The organism is Paenibacillus sp. Mc5Re-14 (assembly GCF_001049835.1).
Classification (GTDB): domain Bacteria; phylum Bacillota; class Bacilli; order Paenibacillales; family Paenibacillaceae; genus Paenibacillus; species Paenibacillus polymyxa_C.
On the sequence record NZ_CVPD01000001.1, the window covers coordinates 1762351 to 1777598 of the forward strand.

At 47.0% G+C, this 15248-nt stretch carries 11 protein-coding genes; 5 read left to right on the forward strand and 6 right to left on the reverse strand.

From position 1 onward, the window contains the following. The first annotated feature begins 34 nt into the window (after positions 1–34). A complete protein-coding gene (locus tag BN1546_RS08015; RefSeq protein ID WP_058831269.1) occupies positions 35–481 on the forward strand; it encodes a hypothetical protein in 447 nt (148 codons plus the stop codon). A gap of 107 nt (positions 482–588) precedes the next feature. Here BN1546_RS08015 and BN1546_RS08020 read toward each other — a convergent pair whose 3' ends face one another. Beyond that, positions 589–1080, reverse strand: coding sequence for a phenolic acid decarboxylase (locus tag BN1546_RS08020; RefSeq protein WP_016819418.1), 492 nt, complete (start codon positions 1078–1080; stop codon positions 589–591). Between the two features lie 160 nt (positions 1081–1240). On the opposite strand from BN1546_RS08020, the gene BN1546_RS08025 reads away from it, so the two are divergent. Beyond that, a complete protein-coding gene (locus tag BN1546_RS08025; RefSeq protein ID WP_013369310.1) occupies positions 1241–1789 on the forward strand; it encodes a PadR family transcriptional regulator in 549 nt (182 codons plus the stop codon). A gap of 74 nt (positions 1790–1863) precedes the next feature. Here the strand turns inward: BN1546_RS08025 and BN1546_RS08030 are convergent, their stop codons facing one another. The 3 genes from BN1546_RS08030 to BN1546_RS08040 are packed head-to-tail and all read right to left on the reverse strand — an operon-like array spanning position 1864 to position 5883. Further along, entirely contained in the window at positions 1864–3069 is a 1206-nt protein-coding gene (locus tag BN1546_RS08030; protein WP_090737004.1) for a Ger(x)C family spore germination protein, read from the reverse strand. After that, positions 3066–4160 (reverse strand): GerAB/ArcD/ProY family transporter, encoded by a 1095-nt coding sequence (locus tag BN1546_RS08035; RefSeq protein ID WP_090737005.1) that lies wholly within the window; start codon positions 4158–4160, stop codon positions 3066–3068. The genes BN1546_RS08030 and BN1546_RS08035 overlap by 4 nt, the downstream gene beginning before the upstream one ends. Positions 4161–4182: 22 nt before the next feature. Further along, positions 4183–5883 (reverse strand): spore germination protein, encoded by a 1701-nt coding sequence (locus BN1546_RS08040; protein WP_090737007.1) that lies wholly within the window; start codon positions 5881–5883, stop codon positions 4183–4185. Positions 5884–6127: 244 nt separating this feature from the next. Between BN1546_RS08040 and BN1546_RS08045 the strand changes: the two genes are divergently transcribed. The 3 genes from BN1546_RS08045 to BN1546_RS08055 all read left to right on the forward strand — a co-directional run bounded on the left by BN1546_RS08045 (position 6128) and on the right by BN1546_RS08055 (position 12215). After that, complete coding sequence (locus tag BN1546_RS08045) at positions 6128–6469, forward strand: phage tail protein (protein WP_090737008.1); 342 nt, start codon at positions 6128–6130, stop codon at positions 6467–6469. A gap of 49 nt (positions 6470–6518) precedes the next feature. Further along, a complete protein-coding gene (locus BN1546_RS08050; RefSeq protein ID WP_090737010.1) occupies positions 6519–10409 on the forward strand; it encodes an immunoglobulin-like domain-containing protein in 3891 nt (1296 codons plus the stop codon). A gap of 213 nt (positions 10410–10622) precedes the next feature. Continuing rightward, positions 10623–12215 carry an exosporium glycoprotein BclB-related protein gene (locus tag BN1546_RS08055; protein ID WP_090737012.1) on the forward strand — a complete coding sequence of 531 codons (1593 nt, stop codon included), beginning with the start codon at positions 10623–10625 and terminating at the stop codon, positions 12213–12215. 67 nt (positions 12216–12282) lie between these two features. On the opposite strand, the gene nirD is transcribed toward BN1546_RS08055, so the two are convergent. Together nirD and nirB are read right to left on the reverse strand one after the other, a co-directional pair. Beyond that, positions 12283–12612, reverse strand: a complete 330-nt coding sequence (gene nirD, locus BN1546_RS08060; protein ID WP_013369303.1) for a nitrite reductase small subunit NirD — start codon at positions 12610–12612, stop codon at positions 12283–12285. Between the two features lie 42 nt (positions 12613–12654). Further along, the gene (gene nirB / locus BN1546_RS08065; protein WP_090737014.1) at positions 12655–15084 is read right to left on the reverse strand and encodes a nitrite reductase large subunit NirB; all 2430 of its coding nucleotides are present in this window, start codon (positions 15082–15084) and stop codon (positions 12655–12657) included. Positions 15085–15248 lie beyond the last annotated feature (164 nt).

The window sequence follows — 15248 nt, forward strand, 5'->3', positions numbered from 1 at the left end:
TATTACAGTGAATCCAAGAAGGAGGCCGTTCCATATGAGCCCGACGCTTGCCCAGCCCTCAACGCTCCAAACGACGCAATTATGCATTGGTTCCATGGTAATTATCCAATATGACCATCGTCAATTTCCTAACCCGGAACAGTATCAACATCATTGCTGCGGCTTGCTTACTATGTCGTGTAACGGCGCTCAGGGCCTGGCGGAATATAAGCTGCCTGAAATTAAAGGCACCTTTGACCTTGTCCGCTGGGCTTCCGTATTTACCTTGCTCAAAGGTCTCTCCTTGACCGAGGCTGAACAATATATTAAGCACCGCGCTGATCACTGGGGACCTATTAAAACAGAGCTGGCACTATCTGCCCTATCCGATCTGACTGCCCATGCGAACTCGTACATTCTCTCCCCAACAGCTACCATCCTCCCCCCTCGGATTAGTCGTTCATATCTTATCGAGCATGGACTGGTCTACTATTCATTCTAGATATCGTCCACCACTCCATTAAGCAATCCACTCTCCAGTTCACGTAAAAAAGCCTGAGACTGCTTACCACAGGCTCAGGCTGTACAACTTCCATTAACCATGTTCGATTATGCTTGCAGCTTCCCTGCGCGAATGTCGTCTGTCATTCCAGCGTAAGGCGCTTGGGAGATTAATTGTTCGTTGTTCACACCTGCATTTTCGATGAAGGTAATATCCGCAAATTCAGGAACCACATACTTCGGATAGGTTTCATACTTTTCACGCGATTCTTCCATCAGCGGAATAAAATCGTTTTGGTAGCGCACCGTGATTTCCGGATGCTCATGAACCCATTTTGGGAAGAAAATAATGCCATGCATCCGTTTTTCCTCAGGCATAAAGTTCAGGGAAACGTCTGTGCCTGTCGGTTCGGTCCACGATACTTTATACACATTCTCTACCAGCTTCACCAGATTGACCTTCTGATCACGTACCCAGCGTCCGCCTACCATCCCACTATGAATGCGATAATCAATCGTATCCTCATTTTTAATATATATTTCGTACTCCCAGCCATTCTCATAGGTGTAAATCATGTGACTGCCGATAAACTTGTCCATCTTGCATCCTTCTTTCCTTATTATGAGTTTATGAATTGAACAAGACATCAAAATAATAAACAATCATTCAAACATGTAAATATAAACATGTTTTATGATACATATAAATTGTAGCGCTGTGATATACTATTGTCAAATACCCATTGCGAGGAGAACAACGTTGAAACGCACATTAAAATATGCCATTTTGGGTCTGGTTCACAAAGAGGAAATGAGCGGCTATGATATTACGAGCCAATTCAAGCAGGAAATCGGACAATTTTGGAGCGCCAAGCACAGTCAGATTTACCCCGAGCTTAAAAGGCTGACCGAAGAGGGACTCATTGAATATCGCACATCCATTACAGGAGCCAAGCTGGAAAAGAAGCTGTACTGTATAACCCCCAAAGGGACCCAGGAGCTAACTGAATGGCTGCTAAGCCCCAAAGAGTTACCGGAAACAGAAAAGGATGAGTTTATGCTTATGCTGTATTTCTCAGCAGCCATCCCCAAGGAAGAAAGCAAGCGCTTGTTCGAGGACCAGATTGCCAAACGAGAAGAAAAGCTGGAATACCTGTACGAAAGTAAGAAATCCCTTCAACGGCTGGACGAGAACCTTCAAGTGCCCGGATCTAGTCAATTCGGCCATTATTTAGTGCTGAGTCGTGCTATTAATCGGGAAGAAAGCTATATTACGTGGCTGAAAGAAACACTATCCCTATTTAAATAGACTTAAAAAACCTTCAATGCCACCTAGATTCGTGGTATTGAAGGTTTGTCCATAACAGGTGCAAACGAAATTCCTCAGTCTGCCGTCGTAATCGAAGAGCCGTAATCTTCAATATGAATATCTGTGCTAAACCTTACGGGAATGGTGCTAAAGGTGGTATCCCAATCCTCTTTGACCTTACGCCAAACTTTAGGATGTTGAATCCTCAAGGCTTCTCCGAAACCTCCGACATCAACCTTCAGTTTTTGCATTTTAGCTACGGTTTGTTCAGCTAATGAATTCACTTTCTCCTGAAAAAGACTCTCTTCTTGTCCAAGCACATTGTTGTTGCGTAAATTTTCATGCTTTATATGCACCTCCGAAATGCGTCCCTCTGAGGTCATTTTTACCTGAAAGAAAATGTCATCCCCCTGAACGATGGCCTTGATCTTGCTTTTCACCGCTTTGATCTCATATGCTATATTTTTACCGGTCTTCGGATCGCTGCTTTTCAGCACGCCTCCCTTCAGATCGCCTTTGATCCACATAAGACCCTCAACCTCTGACTCATTCAGATAACCACCGTATGTTTGCGTCTTTCCCTTAATGATTCCCGCACCTGCAAGCTTGATTTCATTCTCTGCTGTAATGACATTGGGCAATATAAAGCTTCTTTCACCCTTCATGGGTCCAATCACTTTAACAAAGGCCATGGGTTTTATCAACCGTGCGTTCCGTTTCCGGTTTTGGAAAATATCCTTTAAAATATAGGCAGGAATCTGACCAGGAATTTTCTCTTGAAGCGCATGACCCGCCTTTTCTGTACTAATCAGTAGCTGTACGCTGGGCCGAATGTCATTATCCCCCAAGAAAAAGTCCAGCAGCTCATACAACGGAATCTTGCGAAGCAGACTGGAGCTGATAATAACGGTTTTCAAATGTTGCCCAATGGGAGGACGATTGGTCCGCAAAGAAATTTCTCTTATCATTTCAAAAACAGAATCTCCTGTTTCCGTAATATTAAAAAATTTTTTGGCTTGTGGAGAGGAGCTGTTGGAGCCGCCGCTTTCCTCTGGAATGACAAATTGAAAGGTTCCTGTAATTAACTCCTTTTTGGGATAATCTCCCCCTTCCTGATTAATTTGTTTTTCTTGCGAGGATTCTTCCGCTATATCCAAAGCAATACCTGTCTCCAGATTTAGATCCTCCACTGGGGAACTGCTCCAGCAACCTGAAAGTGTACAGCACATCAGAAGAGCCATCAATCCGAGTAATCCTGACTGGACACGAACACGATTCATGAGCGTGCCCCCCTCCAGTACGAAATAAGCAACAGTGGCAGTGGAAGTAGCGCGAATAAAGCGAACGCTACATTCCCGATAACCGTTCCAAAAGAAAATAGCTCATTCAGGTTTTTCGGAATTTGGGATAAGAGGTAGATAAACGGAAGCAAAATGAACAACATCTTGGAATAAGAGCTATTCAAAATTTGAGATACTCCGAGCGAAGCACAATAAAAAGCAATACTGAATGTGGCAAAAATCTGCATGATCCAAATGGTCAACAATAAGGACTCGAACCGTTCTAATAACAGATATTCCACTTCAAAGCTGCGGGCCAAATCTAAAAATGGCCAGGTTCTGCTCAAGACCCCTTCCATTGAAAAGGCGCCAATGCACAGGATCAACGTAGCTGTATAAAAAACGACCGCGATCCCAATCGCCAGTCCGATTGCCTTCGTTGCTTTCTCAGGTTTTTCCATCCGACAAAGAATAATCAGTAAGGACTCTGTCCCCGTTAATGTCAGGATTGTAGTTTTGAGCGTTCTAAGCACTGGCATTACCCCCTCCGACAAGACAGGACGCAAGTTATTCAATTCAAAAATATTTAAACTCAGCAAGCAGATCAGCAAAAAGATAGCCGCCGAAACCGGAAATATCAGTTGACATATCTTTCCTAATGAACCCACTCCCCCCATGCATAGGTACAGAGAGAGCCACATAAAAGGTGCTGAAATCGCCCACGCCGGAGTGCCTTCAAGAAGAAAGAACGACGTTACTTCCTCCACAGATCGGATTTCAAATGCGGCTATACAAACAAAATAAATAACAATCAGCATGCCAATCCCTTTGCCAATGAATTTGCCTGTTATTTGCTGAACATACTGGTAAAAGGTGCTTTCTGGAAACCGCGAGCTTAGTTTGACTATAACCCATCCGAAGAGAAAAGAGGCCACCCCTGCTAAAATGACAGATATCCACGCATCCGGTGTTTTTGCAGCTTCAGTTGCTACTCTTGGAAGGGTAAGCAACCCGGCAGCCAGCATAAAGCAAACCACAATTGCCGTTGTCTGTAACGTTGTAATCTTATCCGCTTTTTTCCCACGGGCCATCTTGCTCCCTCCTGTGTTGAGCTCATCCTTGTCGCTTAGGGTCTTTATGCTTCAAAAGAATGGGTCTGTTTTTCATAAATTGCAACGGTGCTCGTATGAAGTAATCTTTCCAGTCTTTGAACGAACGGGGGGTCGTTAGACTAAGAAACGGAACTCCAAAGCTGTGTAATTTAACCATATGAATACTCAGCATCAGAAAAAACATGATCACGCCATACAAGCCAAAGATAGACGCCGTGAACATGGCTCCAAAGCGCAGAACACGCATGGAAATGCCAGCGCTGTATACAGGGGCGGAAAAGGAAGAAATCGCCGTGACGGCCACCACAATAACGAGTATCGGGCTTACAATCCCGGCGTCAACAGCGGCCTGTCCGATAATCAAACCGCCGACGATGCCCATCGCTGGTCCAATGGGTTTGGGGAGCCGAAGTCCTGCCTCGCGTAAAATCTCAATCGAGGTTTCCATAATCAGGGCCTCAATCAGCGTCGAAAATGGAACTCCCTGTCTCGCACTGATAATGGAAATGACTAGCTTGGTTGGAATCAATCCAGGATGAAACGAGATAAAGGAAATATATAGCGCCGGGGCGAATAGCGATATGAAAGTTGACATAAAACGAAGAAATCGAATCAGCGACCCCGGTAGCCATCGTTCATAGTAATCTTCAGGAGACTGGAGCATCATCCCGTATGTTACGGGCATAAGAAGAGCAAAAGGTGTACCGTCCAGCAGAATCGCGACACGTCCCTCTAGCAATGCAGCCATGACTCGATCTGGTCTCTCCGTATTTTGAATTTGCAGAAATGGGCTGAGAAAATTATCCTCAATAAGCTGCTCTACATAGCCCGACTCCAGTACCTCATCCATATCTATCGTTTTGACCCGCCGCTTCACCTCATCTACAAGCTCCGGGTCGGCAATATCTCTGAAATACACTACCATCAGCTGTTTTTCCACTCTTTTGCCGACTTTGAAGGAAGACATAGCCAGTTCCGTACTTTCCCCATGTCTGCGCAGCATCGCTGTATTGTCGCTGAGTGTCTCTGTAAAGCCGACTCGTGGTCCGCGCAGCACCGATTCCGATATCGGGTCTTCCACCCCTCGTGTACTCCCTTTGGGCGTACCCAGTACAAAAGCACCGGGTATGCCCTGAATCATGAGTATGACTGAACCGAACAGCACCTTTTGCAAGGAAAACTGTACCTCTAACGTATACTCTGTCTCCGATACCAGCATGACCTGGTGAACAATCATATCCCGAAGCTCTTTTCCTCGCGGAAGCTCTTCCCTTTCTTGCCCGGAGCTGCCCCAATCCATTAGCGGCTTTAAAATGTTCTGATCCATGCCAACCTTGTCCGTTAATCCATCTACAAAAAAAAGTGTGCCTTCAGCGTTCAGATTCTCCAGAAAAATCGATCGTTCGTTTACGTCTGCCATATCCGTGACTGCTTGTCTGATTTTGGCTACATTGGCTTCATAATCTTCGGTAAAGGTCCCCTTTGCCTTCTCTGCCTCACTGACAGACGGATTATGATCAGCCTGCTCCGAACGATCTTCCTCTTCTAGCAGCTTCAATCGCTCCTTGCGTCTGCTTTCCCGGCCATCCAGCGCTTTAAGTTGTCGTACTGTCAGAAAAATAATCAAAGGTATGATGAACAAAAAGAAGGCTTCCACCCACACATTCCATTTGGGAGCATGATTTCCAATGAACTGCCACATGCACATTCCTCCTTCATTTCATAGGATTTGTATATAGATTTACCTGAATTAGAAAAAAGATGCATGGAGAATGGACCAGATGGAATAAATTTCTTTGCTCACAAAAGGAATAAAAAGGTGAATTTGATAGATGAACTGTATTGCAAAAGTGGAAATCCATGATAATATCTATTCATTCTATGACTAATGTCACAAATTTGTTGAATTCGTGGTCCATTATTCGAATCTAAAAGGAGTTGTAGGTATGAAGAATCATTTTTGGAAAAAAACCGCTGTATTGAGTCTGCTGGCGGTCATTTTGTTAGGAGGAACGGCAATCAGTCCCAAACAGGCACACGCAGGTTATGAGCCTTATATTGGGGAAATTACGATGTACCCTTATACGTACGCTCCTAAGGGCTGGATAAAATGCGAGGGTCAGCTTTTGGACATTTCTCAGAATACCGTATTATACAGCCTGCTGGGCACTAATTTTGGCGGTGATGGAGTGCGTACATTTGCATTGCCTGACTTGCGCGGAGCTTCCCCGTTACCGAATGTAAACTACTACATCGCTACCGAGGGGGATTACCCGTCCCGCCCATAATATGAACACGCTCATGTGGTATGCTATTTAATAAAGAAGAGGTGATAGCGTGCTCGAAGGCAATAACTTCACACGCAATAAATTAAAACCCTACCGTGTGTTGGTTTCACTCATGCCATTGATCGGTGGTGCGTTCCTGCTCATAGGGACGAATGAAGCCCATGCTGCCGGTTGGGAAAATGTAGTGTTTAACAAACCAACTACATCCAGCGGTTACACCCAGCCCTATGATCCCTCCAGAGCTGTGGATGGGTCAATCGACCCGACAAGCCGCTGGTATCAGGCGAGCAACGGTGAAAAATGGATTCAGGTAGATCTGAGAGACTGGTATATCGTAGATCGATATGTTGTTACAGGTATGGGTGTCCATTATGGATGGAACGATCAACGTGATCCATACAGTTTCCGTTTACAGACGAGCAGCAACGGATTTAATTGGGAGACTGTGGATGCCGTGCAGAATAATGTGAGTTCTAATTTCCAAAAGGGCATTACTCCTGTAACAGCCCGATATCTGCGATTATATATTGATCAAGGAAATGCAAGAAACAATCAATGGGCTTCCATCATGGAATTCTCGGCTTATGGGGAGCGATTACCCGTCCCACAGGCCCCGGGTCATTTTACAGGTATTAAAAATGGAAATACGGTGGAGTTAAGCTGGGATGCCGTTCCTTATGCAACTTCCTACAAAGTCATGCGAGATAGCGTAACGCTCTATACAGGCAACTTAACCCAGTTCATAGACACATCAGCATTGCCGCCAGGTGAAGCAGTTTACACGGTTCAGGCCATGAATGCTAAAGGGGAGAGCACTCCCGCAGAGGTCAAAGTGACCATAATTACCGATGCCGAGAAAGTCGCACAGGCCAAAGCCGCCCTTGCTTTAGGCTTCTCCCCTGGAGACACAGTGGATTCAATATCCCAAAAGCTGACACTGCCACTCACGGGGTTGAATGATACGACGGTGAGCTGGAGTTCGGATACTCCTGACGTTATTACGAACGAAGGAACTGTAATACGCCCGCGGTACGATCTGGGTGATCAAAAGGTAAAACTGACAGCAACGATTACAAAAGGAACCGCCTCGGATACCCAAACTTTTGAAGTTACCGTTTCGAAGATGACTGCTCAAGATACATTGAATCAAGCAGCAGATGCCCTATCGCTTGGCGATTTGTCTGCGATGCAAGAAAATGTATCTCTCCCTTTATCCGGTTATGGCGGAGTGCAGATCGAATGGTCCTCGTCCAAACCTCTTGTCATTGCAGCAGATGGAACACTCACCAGACCTTCCTACAGTAATGGAGATACCGACGTTACCCTAACGGCCACCCTGCAACTTGCAGGCTTAACGAAAACAAAGGATTTTACTGCACACGTACTGCGTCTGCCGATGAGCGACACTGAAGCCGTGGACGCAGCATACAGAGCACTTGAACTACCGCTAACGACAGTAACCGGAGACGTATATTTGGCAAAGGATGCTCTGAATGGTGTTCAGGTGTCATGGTCGTCGAGTCAACCCGAGTTTCTGGATCATACTGGACATGTCACCTTCCCAACCTATGTACAGGGCGATCAGACCGTCATGCTGGAAGCGGTTGTATCAAGAGGTGGGGTTGAGCTTCGAAAAACCTTCAGACTGCTCGTACCCGCATTGCCCGTAAGCGCTGATGAAGCAGTGAATTTGGCGGCAAAAACACTGAATCTGGATTACCCGCAAGGGATTAAGGATTCCATCGCCCTGCCTCGTACAGGGGCATTCGCCACCCAGATCGACTGGTCTTCGGATCGACCGGATATCCTCAGTGACAGTGGTCAGGTGAATCGGCCTAAATATACAGATGGTGATATGAATGTACAGTTAATTGCCATTATTTCTAAAGGTATAGCTTCTGTCCAAAAAACATTCACGATTACCGTGCTGAAAGCATTGCCGAATACACCTTATGTACGATTGAACGGCAGTAATCCAATTGTTCTGGGAACCGGGGATAGCTTCACTGATCCAGGAGCCAGCGTACTGGACAGTGTATACGGCAATATTCTGATTCCCGATCTTTCAGGTATCGGCAATGTCGATACGAATGTACCTGGTGTATACGTATTGAACTATACTTATAGCGACAATGGAAGTTGGACCGCAGAGCCGGCAGAACGCCGTATAAACGTGCTGCCCCGTGCTGTTGCAGCCGCAGCAGGCGATGAGGACATTGCCTCCGTGATCGTCACAGGCGCTTTACCGAGCGCACGGCTTGAGCTATATAATGCTCAGCAGGAGCTTATAGCGGAAGGAATCGCTTCGAGTGAGGGAAAATATACATTTACACCAGTACCCGAAGGAGCCAGCTACTATGTGCTGCAAAACGTAAATGGCATGAAGAGCGCGCCCTCTGGGCTAGTGTATCCACAAGGATTAACCGCGCAGCGTGTCGCGGATTCCATCACAAGCATACCTGCCCCTACAACAAGTGATACAATGCTTATTCTGCCTGCTGTACCCAATGGCTTCCGTGTGACCATCAGCAGCAGTAGTCAACCAGACATCGTACGTACAGACGGAACTATTTTTCAGAGAGACACTCCTTCTGTTGTCACTATAATATTGGATGTCATGAAGGCAAGCGATGGTTCTCATGCTTTGACGCAGGCCATAAAAGTCATCGTCCCTGCTAAAGTGACTGTGGACACAGGCAGGTCTAACAAAGATAAGAATGAGGGTCAGGATCTGTCTGCTGGCGTACAACAGATTGTTTTTTCAGAGCAAGGGAAAGCTGTTTCCCTCTTTGTTCCTTCGCCGGCATTTCTGGATGAACAGATTCAACAAGCACTGCGCGAAGGCAAGGCATACGCTGACATTCGTTTGGAGCAGGAAAAGCAAATGAGCCGTGTTCTCCTGACTCATTCTGTACTGAATAAATGGGAGCAGATTGGAGCTTCGGTGATCTCTCGTTATGGAACACTGATGCTATCCAGTGACACACTAACCAGCATGGCCGCCTCAGGTCAGCAGGACGTTACCATTTCATTTCAGCAGGCAGATCAGCAATTCCGAGATTGGGCTGAGCAACAATCCAACCTGAAGCTGATAGGAGCGGCTGTAGAAATTAAAGCTAACGTGACAGGGACTTCGTCCATCGTTCTGCCGCTGGATAGCGAATCTTCAAGTGAATTGCAGAATGTAGAACCCCAATTCTCTATTCTTGTGATGTATGAAAATGGCGAGCGCGAGATTCTAAAGGGCACTGCTGTGATAAATTCACAAGGGATTTTGTCGGGTGTGAGTCTGAATACACCTCGGTTAGGTACCTTCGCTGTTGCCGTCTCTACGGACGCGTCTCAGGTTGATCAGACCGATGTACAAAATGACCCAATCCATTCGTCAGATTCGCAAGAGCCAGCTCAAGTGTGGCCGGACCTACAAGATCACTGGGCAGCGAAGTCCCTACAATCTCTTGCAGCCAAAGGCTGGATGCAAGGCTATAAAGATGGCAACATGCGCCCTGAGCGTGCGGTAAGCCGTGCAGAATTTGTAGCCATATTGATCAGGGCTTTAGGAACTACTGGAGACGAAAGCCTGTCTACCTCATTTACAGATATGAAGGGGCACTGGGCTGGATCAGCCGTGGATGCCGCTCACCGTCAGGGATGGATTCAAGGACTAACCGCTCAGACGTTCGGACCTGATGAAAGTCTTACCCGTGAACAGGCGATGGTGATCCTGTCACACGCGATGCAGAAACAGACATCCGTTTCCAGCCCTACTGGACTGCAATCTTACAAAGATGATCAGCAGATTGCTTCCTGGGCTTCCACAGCATTCGAGAAAGCCATAGGCTCGGGTTGGATTAGCGGGTATCCTGATGGAACACTCAAACCAAAAGCCGCCATCAGCAGAGGCGAGATGGCTGAACTGCTGGTACGAATTTTCAAATAAATCTGTCGAAGACGTATAATCTAATAGACTACACACTAAAGCGCGGTCCCAGGCTATTTGGGGACCGCGCTTTTTGTTATCAATATTTTATTAAGCTTTGCTTGTGTATTCACCCTTTTCGCTTCAATAAATATATTATGAATATCTGTAAAACGGGGCGATTAACCATCTGTCACCTCTACAGTAGGAAGAATGAGGAGGAGATACTTGAGCATGAAACATAAAAGACCGTTTAGGTTCAGTGGTGCTTCAAAAAAAGACGAGGATTGCAAACCACCAAGAGATAATAGAAGTATCGAAGCGCTTCTCAAGCTTATTAATGAATTGACCTCGATCGTCCCACTTGTATTCGCAAACCCTTCTGCGGCTAATGTATCTTTATTGCAACAGATTTTAAGACAATTGCTGTCTCTGGCGAAAACTTTAAGACTTAGAAGCGGGGCTAAGGCAGATTTACTGGCGGCGTTGGAACTTGCTATTGTAGCATTAGAAGCCACGCCTTTCTCTCCGATCAGCGTAGGTACTACATTACAGCAACTGCTGGATGCCCTATTGTCCATCGTTCTACAGGAATCCCTCAATTCAACTCTTAAAGACAGTTTAATCCGTGCAATCAGAACTGCGGGTACGACGGTTAGCAACGCACTAAGTGAACCGTATTTGTCAGGGGAGCCCGGCCCACAAGGGCCTCCGGGACCTGTGGGGCCTGGTGGTGCGCCTGGTCCAGCAGGTGTGCCGGGCCCACCAGGACCTCCCGGACCTGTGGGGCCTGGCGGTGCGCCTGGTCCAGCAGGTATACCGGGTCCACCAGGACCTCCCGGGCCTGTAGGGGCCGCTGGACCTGCCGGGCCTGTCGGAGCCGCTGGGCCTATCGGGGCCGTCGGACCTGAAGGGCCTGCTGGGCCTGCCGGGGGTGTAACAGGCGCCACAGGCGCTACGGGCGCTGATGGCTTGGTCGGACCCGCTGGAGCCACTGGACCGACTGGCGCTGATGGACTGCCGGGCGCGGTTGGCGCGGTCGGGCCCGCTGGAGCCACTGGACCGACTGGGGCTGATGGACTGCCAGGTGCGGTTGGCGCGGCTGGGCCTGCTGGAGCCACTGGACCGACTGGGGCTGATGGACTGCCAGGTGCGGTTGGCGCGGCTGGGCCTGCTGGAGCCACTGGACCGACCGGCGCTGATGGACTGCCGGGCGCGGTTGGCGCGACTGGGCCTGCTGGAGCCACGGGCGCTACAGGTGTCGGCGGAGCTACTGGAGCCACTGGGGTTACTGGAGCCACCGGTTCAGGGGCAATTATCCCATTTGCCTCCGGTGGTCCTGCTATACTGACAACCGTTCTTGGCGGATTGGTAGGAACCACAAGTTTGATTGGTTTCGGAAGCTCAGCTACAGGTATTGGCCTTGTAAATGGGGTTATAGACCTCACAGGTACGCTTGTAGGACCACTCATTAACTTTGCTTTTTCCGTTCCACGGGGGGGTGTAATCACATCCATTACCGGATATTTCAGTACAACTGCTGCTCTAACCCTCTTAGGATCATCCGTTAGCATTACTGCCCAGTTGTTTAGTTCCCCGACACCTAATAACACCTTTATAGCCGTTCCCGGAGCTACCGTTACATTGACTCCCCCACTAACTGACATCGTTGCTTTAGGAACGACTTCTAGTGGTATTGCTACTGGATTGGCTATACCCGTAACCGCGCAAACCCGTCTGCTTATGGTTTTCTCTGCCACTGCGACAGGCGTTTCCCTCGTCAACACCGTGGTGGGTTACGCAAGTGCAGGTGTCACTATTACCTGATCCAAAACAAAAAGGGCCCTGCAGGATTGTTCCTGTCGAGCCCTTTTTATGCTTTCCCTCACATGAATTAAACCGTCTCAAGCGATATTTTCACTACTTCTCCCTCTTCACAGACGGCGAACGTTTTAATTTGTCCGTGGTCAGGCTCTTGAACGAGGCCTGTTTGCAAATCAATTTTCCAGTCATACAAAGGATCATAAATATAATGACCAGATACTATTGCCTCTGTAAGAGGACCCCCCTTAGGGTGAGGATTACTATTTTCAACAGCATACAGCTTATTCTCCGAAGTGCGGAAAACAGCAATTTCAGCACCTTTGACGTGGATAGTGCGTCCTATTCTGATCGGAAAATCCTTGCTATGACCGACAACAAGCCATTCGGCATTCTTGATCATTTGCTTGCTCGCTTCCTTCCTCAGGCATTTTTAGATGCAATTTTACACAATAGACGGAGTGACAGCCTCAAATAGATTCTTGCGTGTATCCTCATCATGGATGATTTTTTTCCATGGGTCTTCGACCTGTTGTAATGCAAATTCAACGCGTTCTACTAAAGCTTGTCGATTAGCTGTATCGTTAACGACAGCCTTCTGAATCTCTTCCAGACCGATCCGTTCCACCCACTCGGAAGTACGTTCCAGGTATTGTCCTGTTTCCCGGTAGAATTGCATTACGGCTCCTACAATATCAATCAATTCAGCGTCGGTTTTTACTTTACAGAGTGAATCAGCCAACCGTGCTTTAATACCGCCGTTTCCACCGACAAAGATCTCCCAGCCCCCATCGTTGCCTACGATTCCGATATCCTTCGTACATGATTCCGCACAGTTGCGTGGACATCCATTAACCGCTAATTTGAATTTTGCCGGGAAATCCAATCGTTCGAATTTCCGTTCCAGTACTTCTCCCATTCCCATCGAGTCCTGTGTACCAAAACGACAAAATTGCGATCCAACACAGGTTTTCACCGTACGAAGTGACTTCGCGTACGCATATCCCGAAGGCATATCAAGTTCTTCCCACACTTTAGGCAGATCCTCTTTACGTACACCAATCAAATCCAGCCGTTGTCCCCCGGTTACTTTAACGACCTTAACGTTATATTTAAGCGATACATCAGCTATCTTCTTCAAATCTTCTGGAGTCGTTACACCGCCGTACATTCTCGGCACCACTGTAAACGTTCCATCCTTTTGAATGTTCGCGTGCAATCGCTCATTTACAAACCGGGAATCTCCCTCATTTTCATAGGTATCAGGGTTAATCATACCCAAGTAATAATTCAGCGCCGGACGGCATTTGGAGCATCCTTCATCATTATGCCAGCCCAGTACGTTCATCACTTCACGCGTAGTTGTCAGCCCTTTAGTTTTGATCGCTTCCACAATTTCGTCCCGACTCAATGTTGTACAGCCACATATTCCTTGTTTGGCTGACGTTTTGAAGCTGTCTCCAAGAACATATTGCAAAATTTGCTCAACAACCGGCTTACATCCTCCACAGGAGCGCGTTGCTCCGGTACATGCTTTAATTTCATCGACTGTGGTCAATCCATTTTCATTAATTGCTTCCACAATTGCCTTTTTAGTCACACCGTTACAACCGCAGACAATTTCATCGTCCGCCATGGTTTCAACGGATGACGTTTTCGCCCCGTGATTGCCGCATCCAGTACCCATGATCTGTCCATAGATCTCATCTGTCATTTCCGTTTGCTGACGCACATATTTTTGCAGACTAGCAGATTCACTCACATCGCCAAACAGTACAGTACCAACAATTTTATTATCACGAAGCAGTACCTTTTTGTATGTTCGCTTCCACTCATCCTTCGCTACAATCGCCGTATGTTCAGGTTGGGTTATGAATTCGCCAGCTGAGAAAACATCTACCCCTGAAATTTTAAGCTTGGTGGAAACTACCGATCCTGCATAGCCTTCAGTATCCACGCCTGCCAAATGCTTGGCAATCACACTTCCCTGTTCAAACAGCGGAGCTACCAGACCGTAGCAGATTCCACGGTGCTCAACACATTCCCCTACAGCGTATACATCCGGCATGGAGGTTCTCATGAAATCATCGACCACAATCCCGCGGTTCGTTTCCATACCACTTTCTTTAGCTACCTGGATATTAGGTTTAATCCCGACGGCCATTACAACCAAATCTGCTTCCAGCTCGCTTCCATCCGAGAAGCGCAGTCCTTGTACCCGATCTTGACCGTACACTTCCGCAGTTTGCATTTGCATAGCAAACTTGATTCCCTGACGTTCCAGTTCTGCTTTCAACATCGCAGAGGCTTCCCGGTCTAACTGACGTTCCATCAAATCTTCCATTAGATGAACGACCGTAACATCCATCCCCAGGTTGACCAGGCCTTTAGCTGCCTCCAGCCCCAATAGACCTCCGCCAATGACAGCGGCCTTTTTATAGGTCTTCGCTGCTTCCAGCATTGCCGAGCAATCGGCGATATCTCGGAAACCAATAACTCCCGGTAATTCTTTACCCGGAATAGGCAGAATAAACGATTGTGAACCAGTAGCCACTAAAGCCACATCGTAATCAATTTCCAGTCCGTCTTCGGTGAGAATCTTCTTGTGCTCACCGTCGATACTTTTAACCATTTTTCCTGTATATAAAGTAATCCCTTGATCCGCATACCATTGCAAATCGTTCAGTATGATATCATCTATTGTTTTACTACCTTCCAACACATAAGAGAGCATGATCCTGTTATAGTTCGGATGCGGCTCACTTCCCAGGACTGTAATTTCATATTTATCTGTTAATTTTAAAATTTGTTCGACCGTATTGATACCAGCCATTCCGTTCCCTATAACCACAAGCTTCTTTTTACTGTTTATCATATACCGGTTCCTCCATTCATTCGACGCTACTTCCTATCCGACGACATCTCTACGTTTCTAATGAATATTGTTTATGCTTCTATTCTAATACAGCAGATAGGTCTATATGTGATTTCGATCACAATGTAGTTAAAATTATGAATATTTAGGGATTTCCCTATTCT

What these genes read in the sequence shown, in the direction of transcription:
- BN1546_RS08015 (WP_058831269.1), top strand. Translation starts at nt 35, where the DNA reads ATGAGCCCGACGCTTGCCCAGCCCTCAACGCTCCAAACGACGCAATTA.
- BN1546_RS08020 (WP_016819418.1), bottom strand. Translation starts at nt 1,080, where the DNA reads ATGGACAAGTTTATCGGCAGTCACATGATTTACACCTATGAGAATGGC.
- BN1546_RS08030 (WP_090737004.1), bottom strand. Translation starts at nt 3,069, where the DNA reads ATGAATCGTGTTCGTGTCCAGTCAGGATTACTCGGATTGATGGCTCTT.
- BN1546_RS08035 (WP_090737005.1), bottom strand. Translation starts at nt 4,160, where the DNA reads ATGGCCCGTGGGAAAAAAGCGGATAAGATTACAACGTTACAGACAACG.
- BN1546_RS08040 (WP_090737007.1), bottom strand. Translation starts at nt 5,883, where the DNA reads ATGTGGCAGTTCATTGGAAATCATGCTCCCAAATGGAATGTGTGGGTG.
- BN1546_RS08045 (WP_090737008.1), top strand. Translation starts at nt 6,128, where the DNA reads ATGAAGAATCATTTTTGGAAAAAAACCGCTGTATTGAGTCTGCTGGCG.
- BN1546_RS08055 (WP_090737012.1), top strand. Translation starts at nt 10,623, where the DNA reads ATGAAACATAAAAGACCGTTTAGGTTCAGTGGTGCTTCAAAAAAAGAC.
- nirD (WP_013369303.1), bottom strand. Translation starts at nt 12,612, where the DNA reads ATGATCAAGAATGCCGAATGGCTTGTTGTCGGTCATAGCAAGGATTTT.
- nirB (WP_090737014.1), bottom strand. Translation starts at nt 15,084, where the DNA reads ATGATAAACAGTAAAAAGAAGCTTGTGGTTATAGGGAACGGAATGGCT.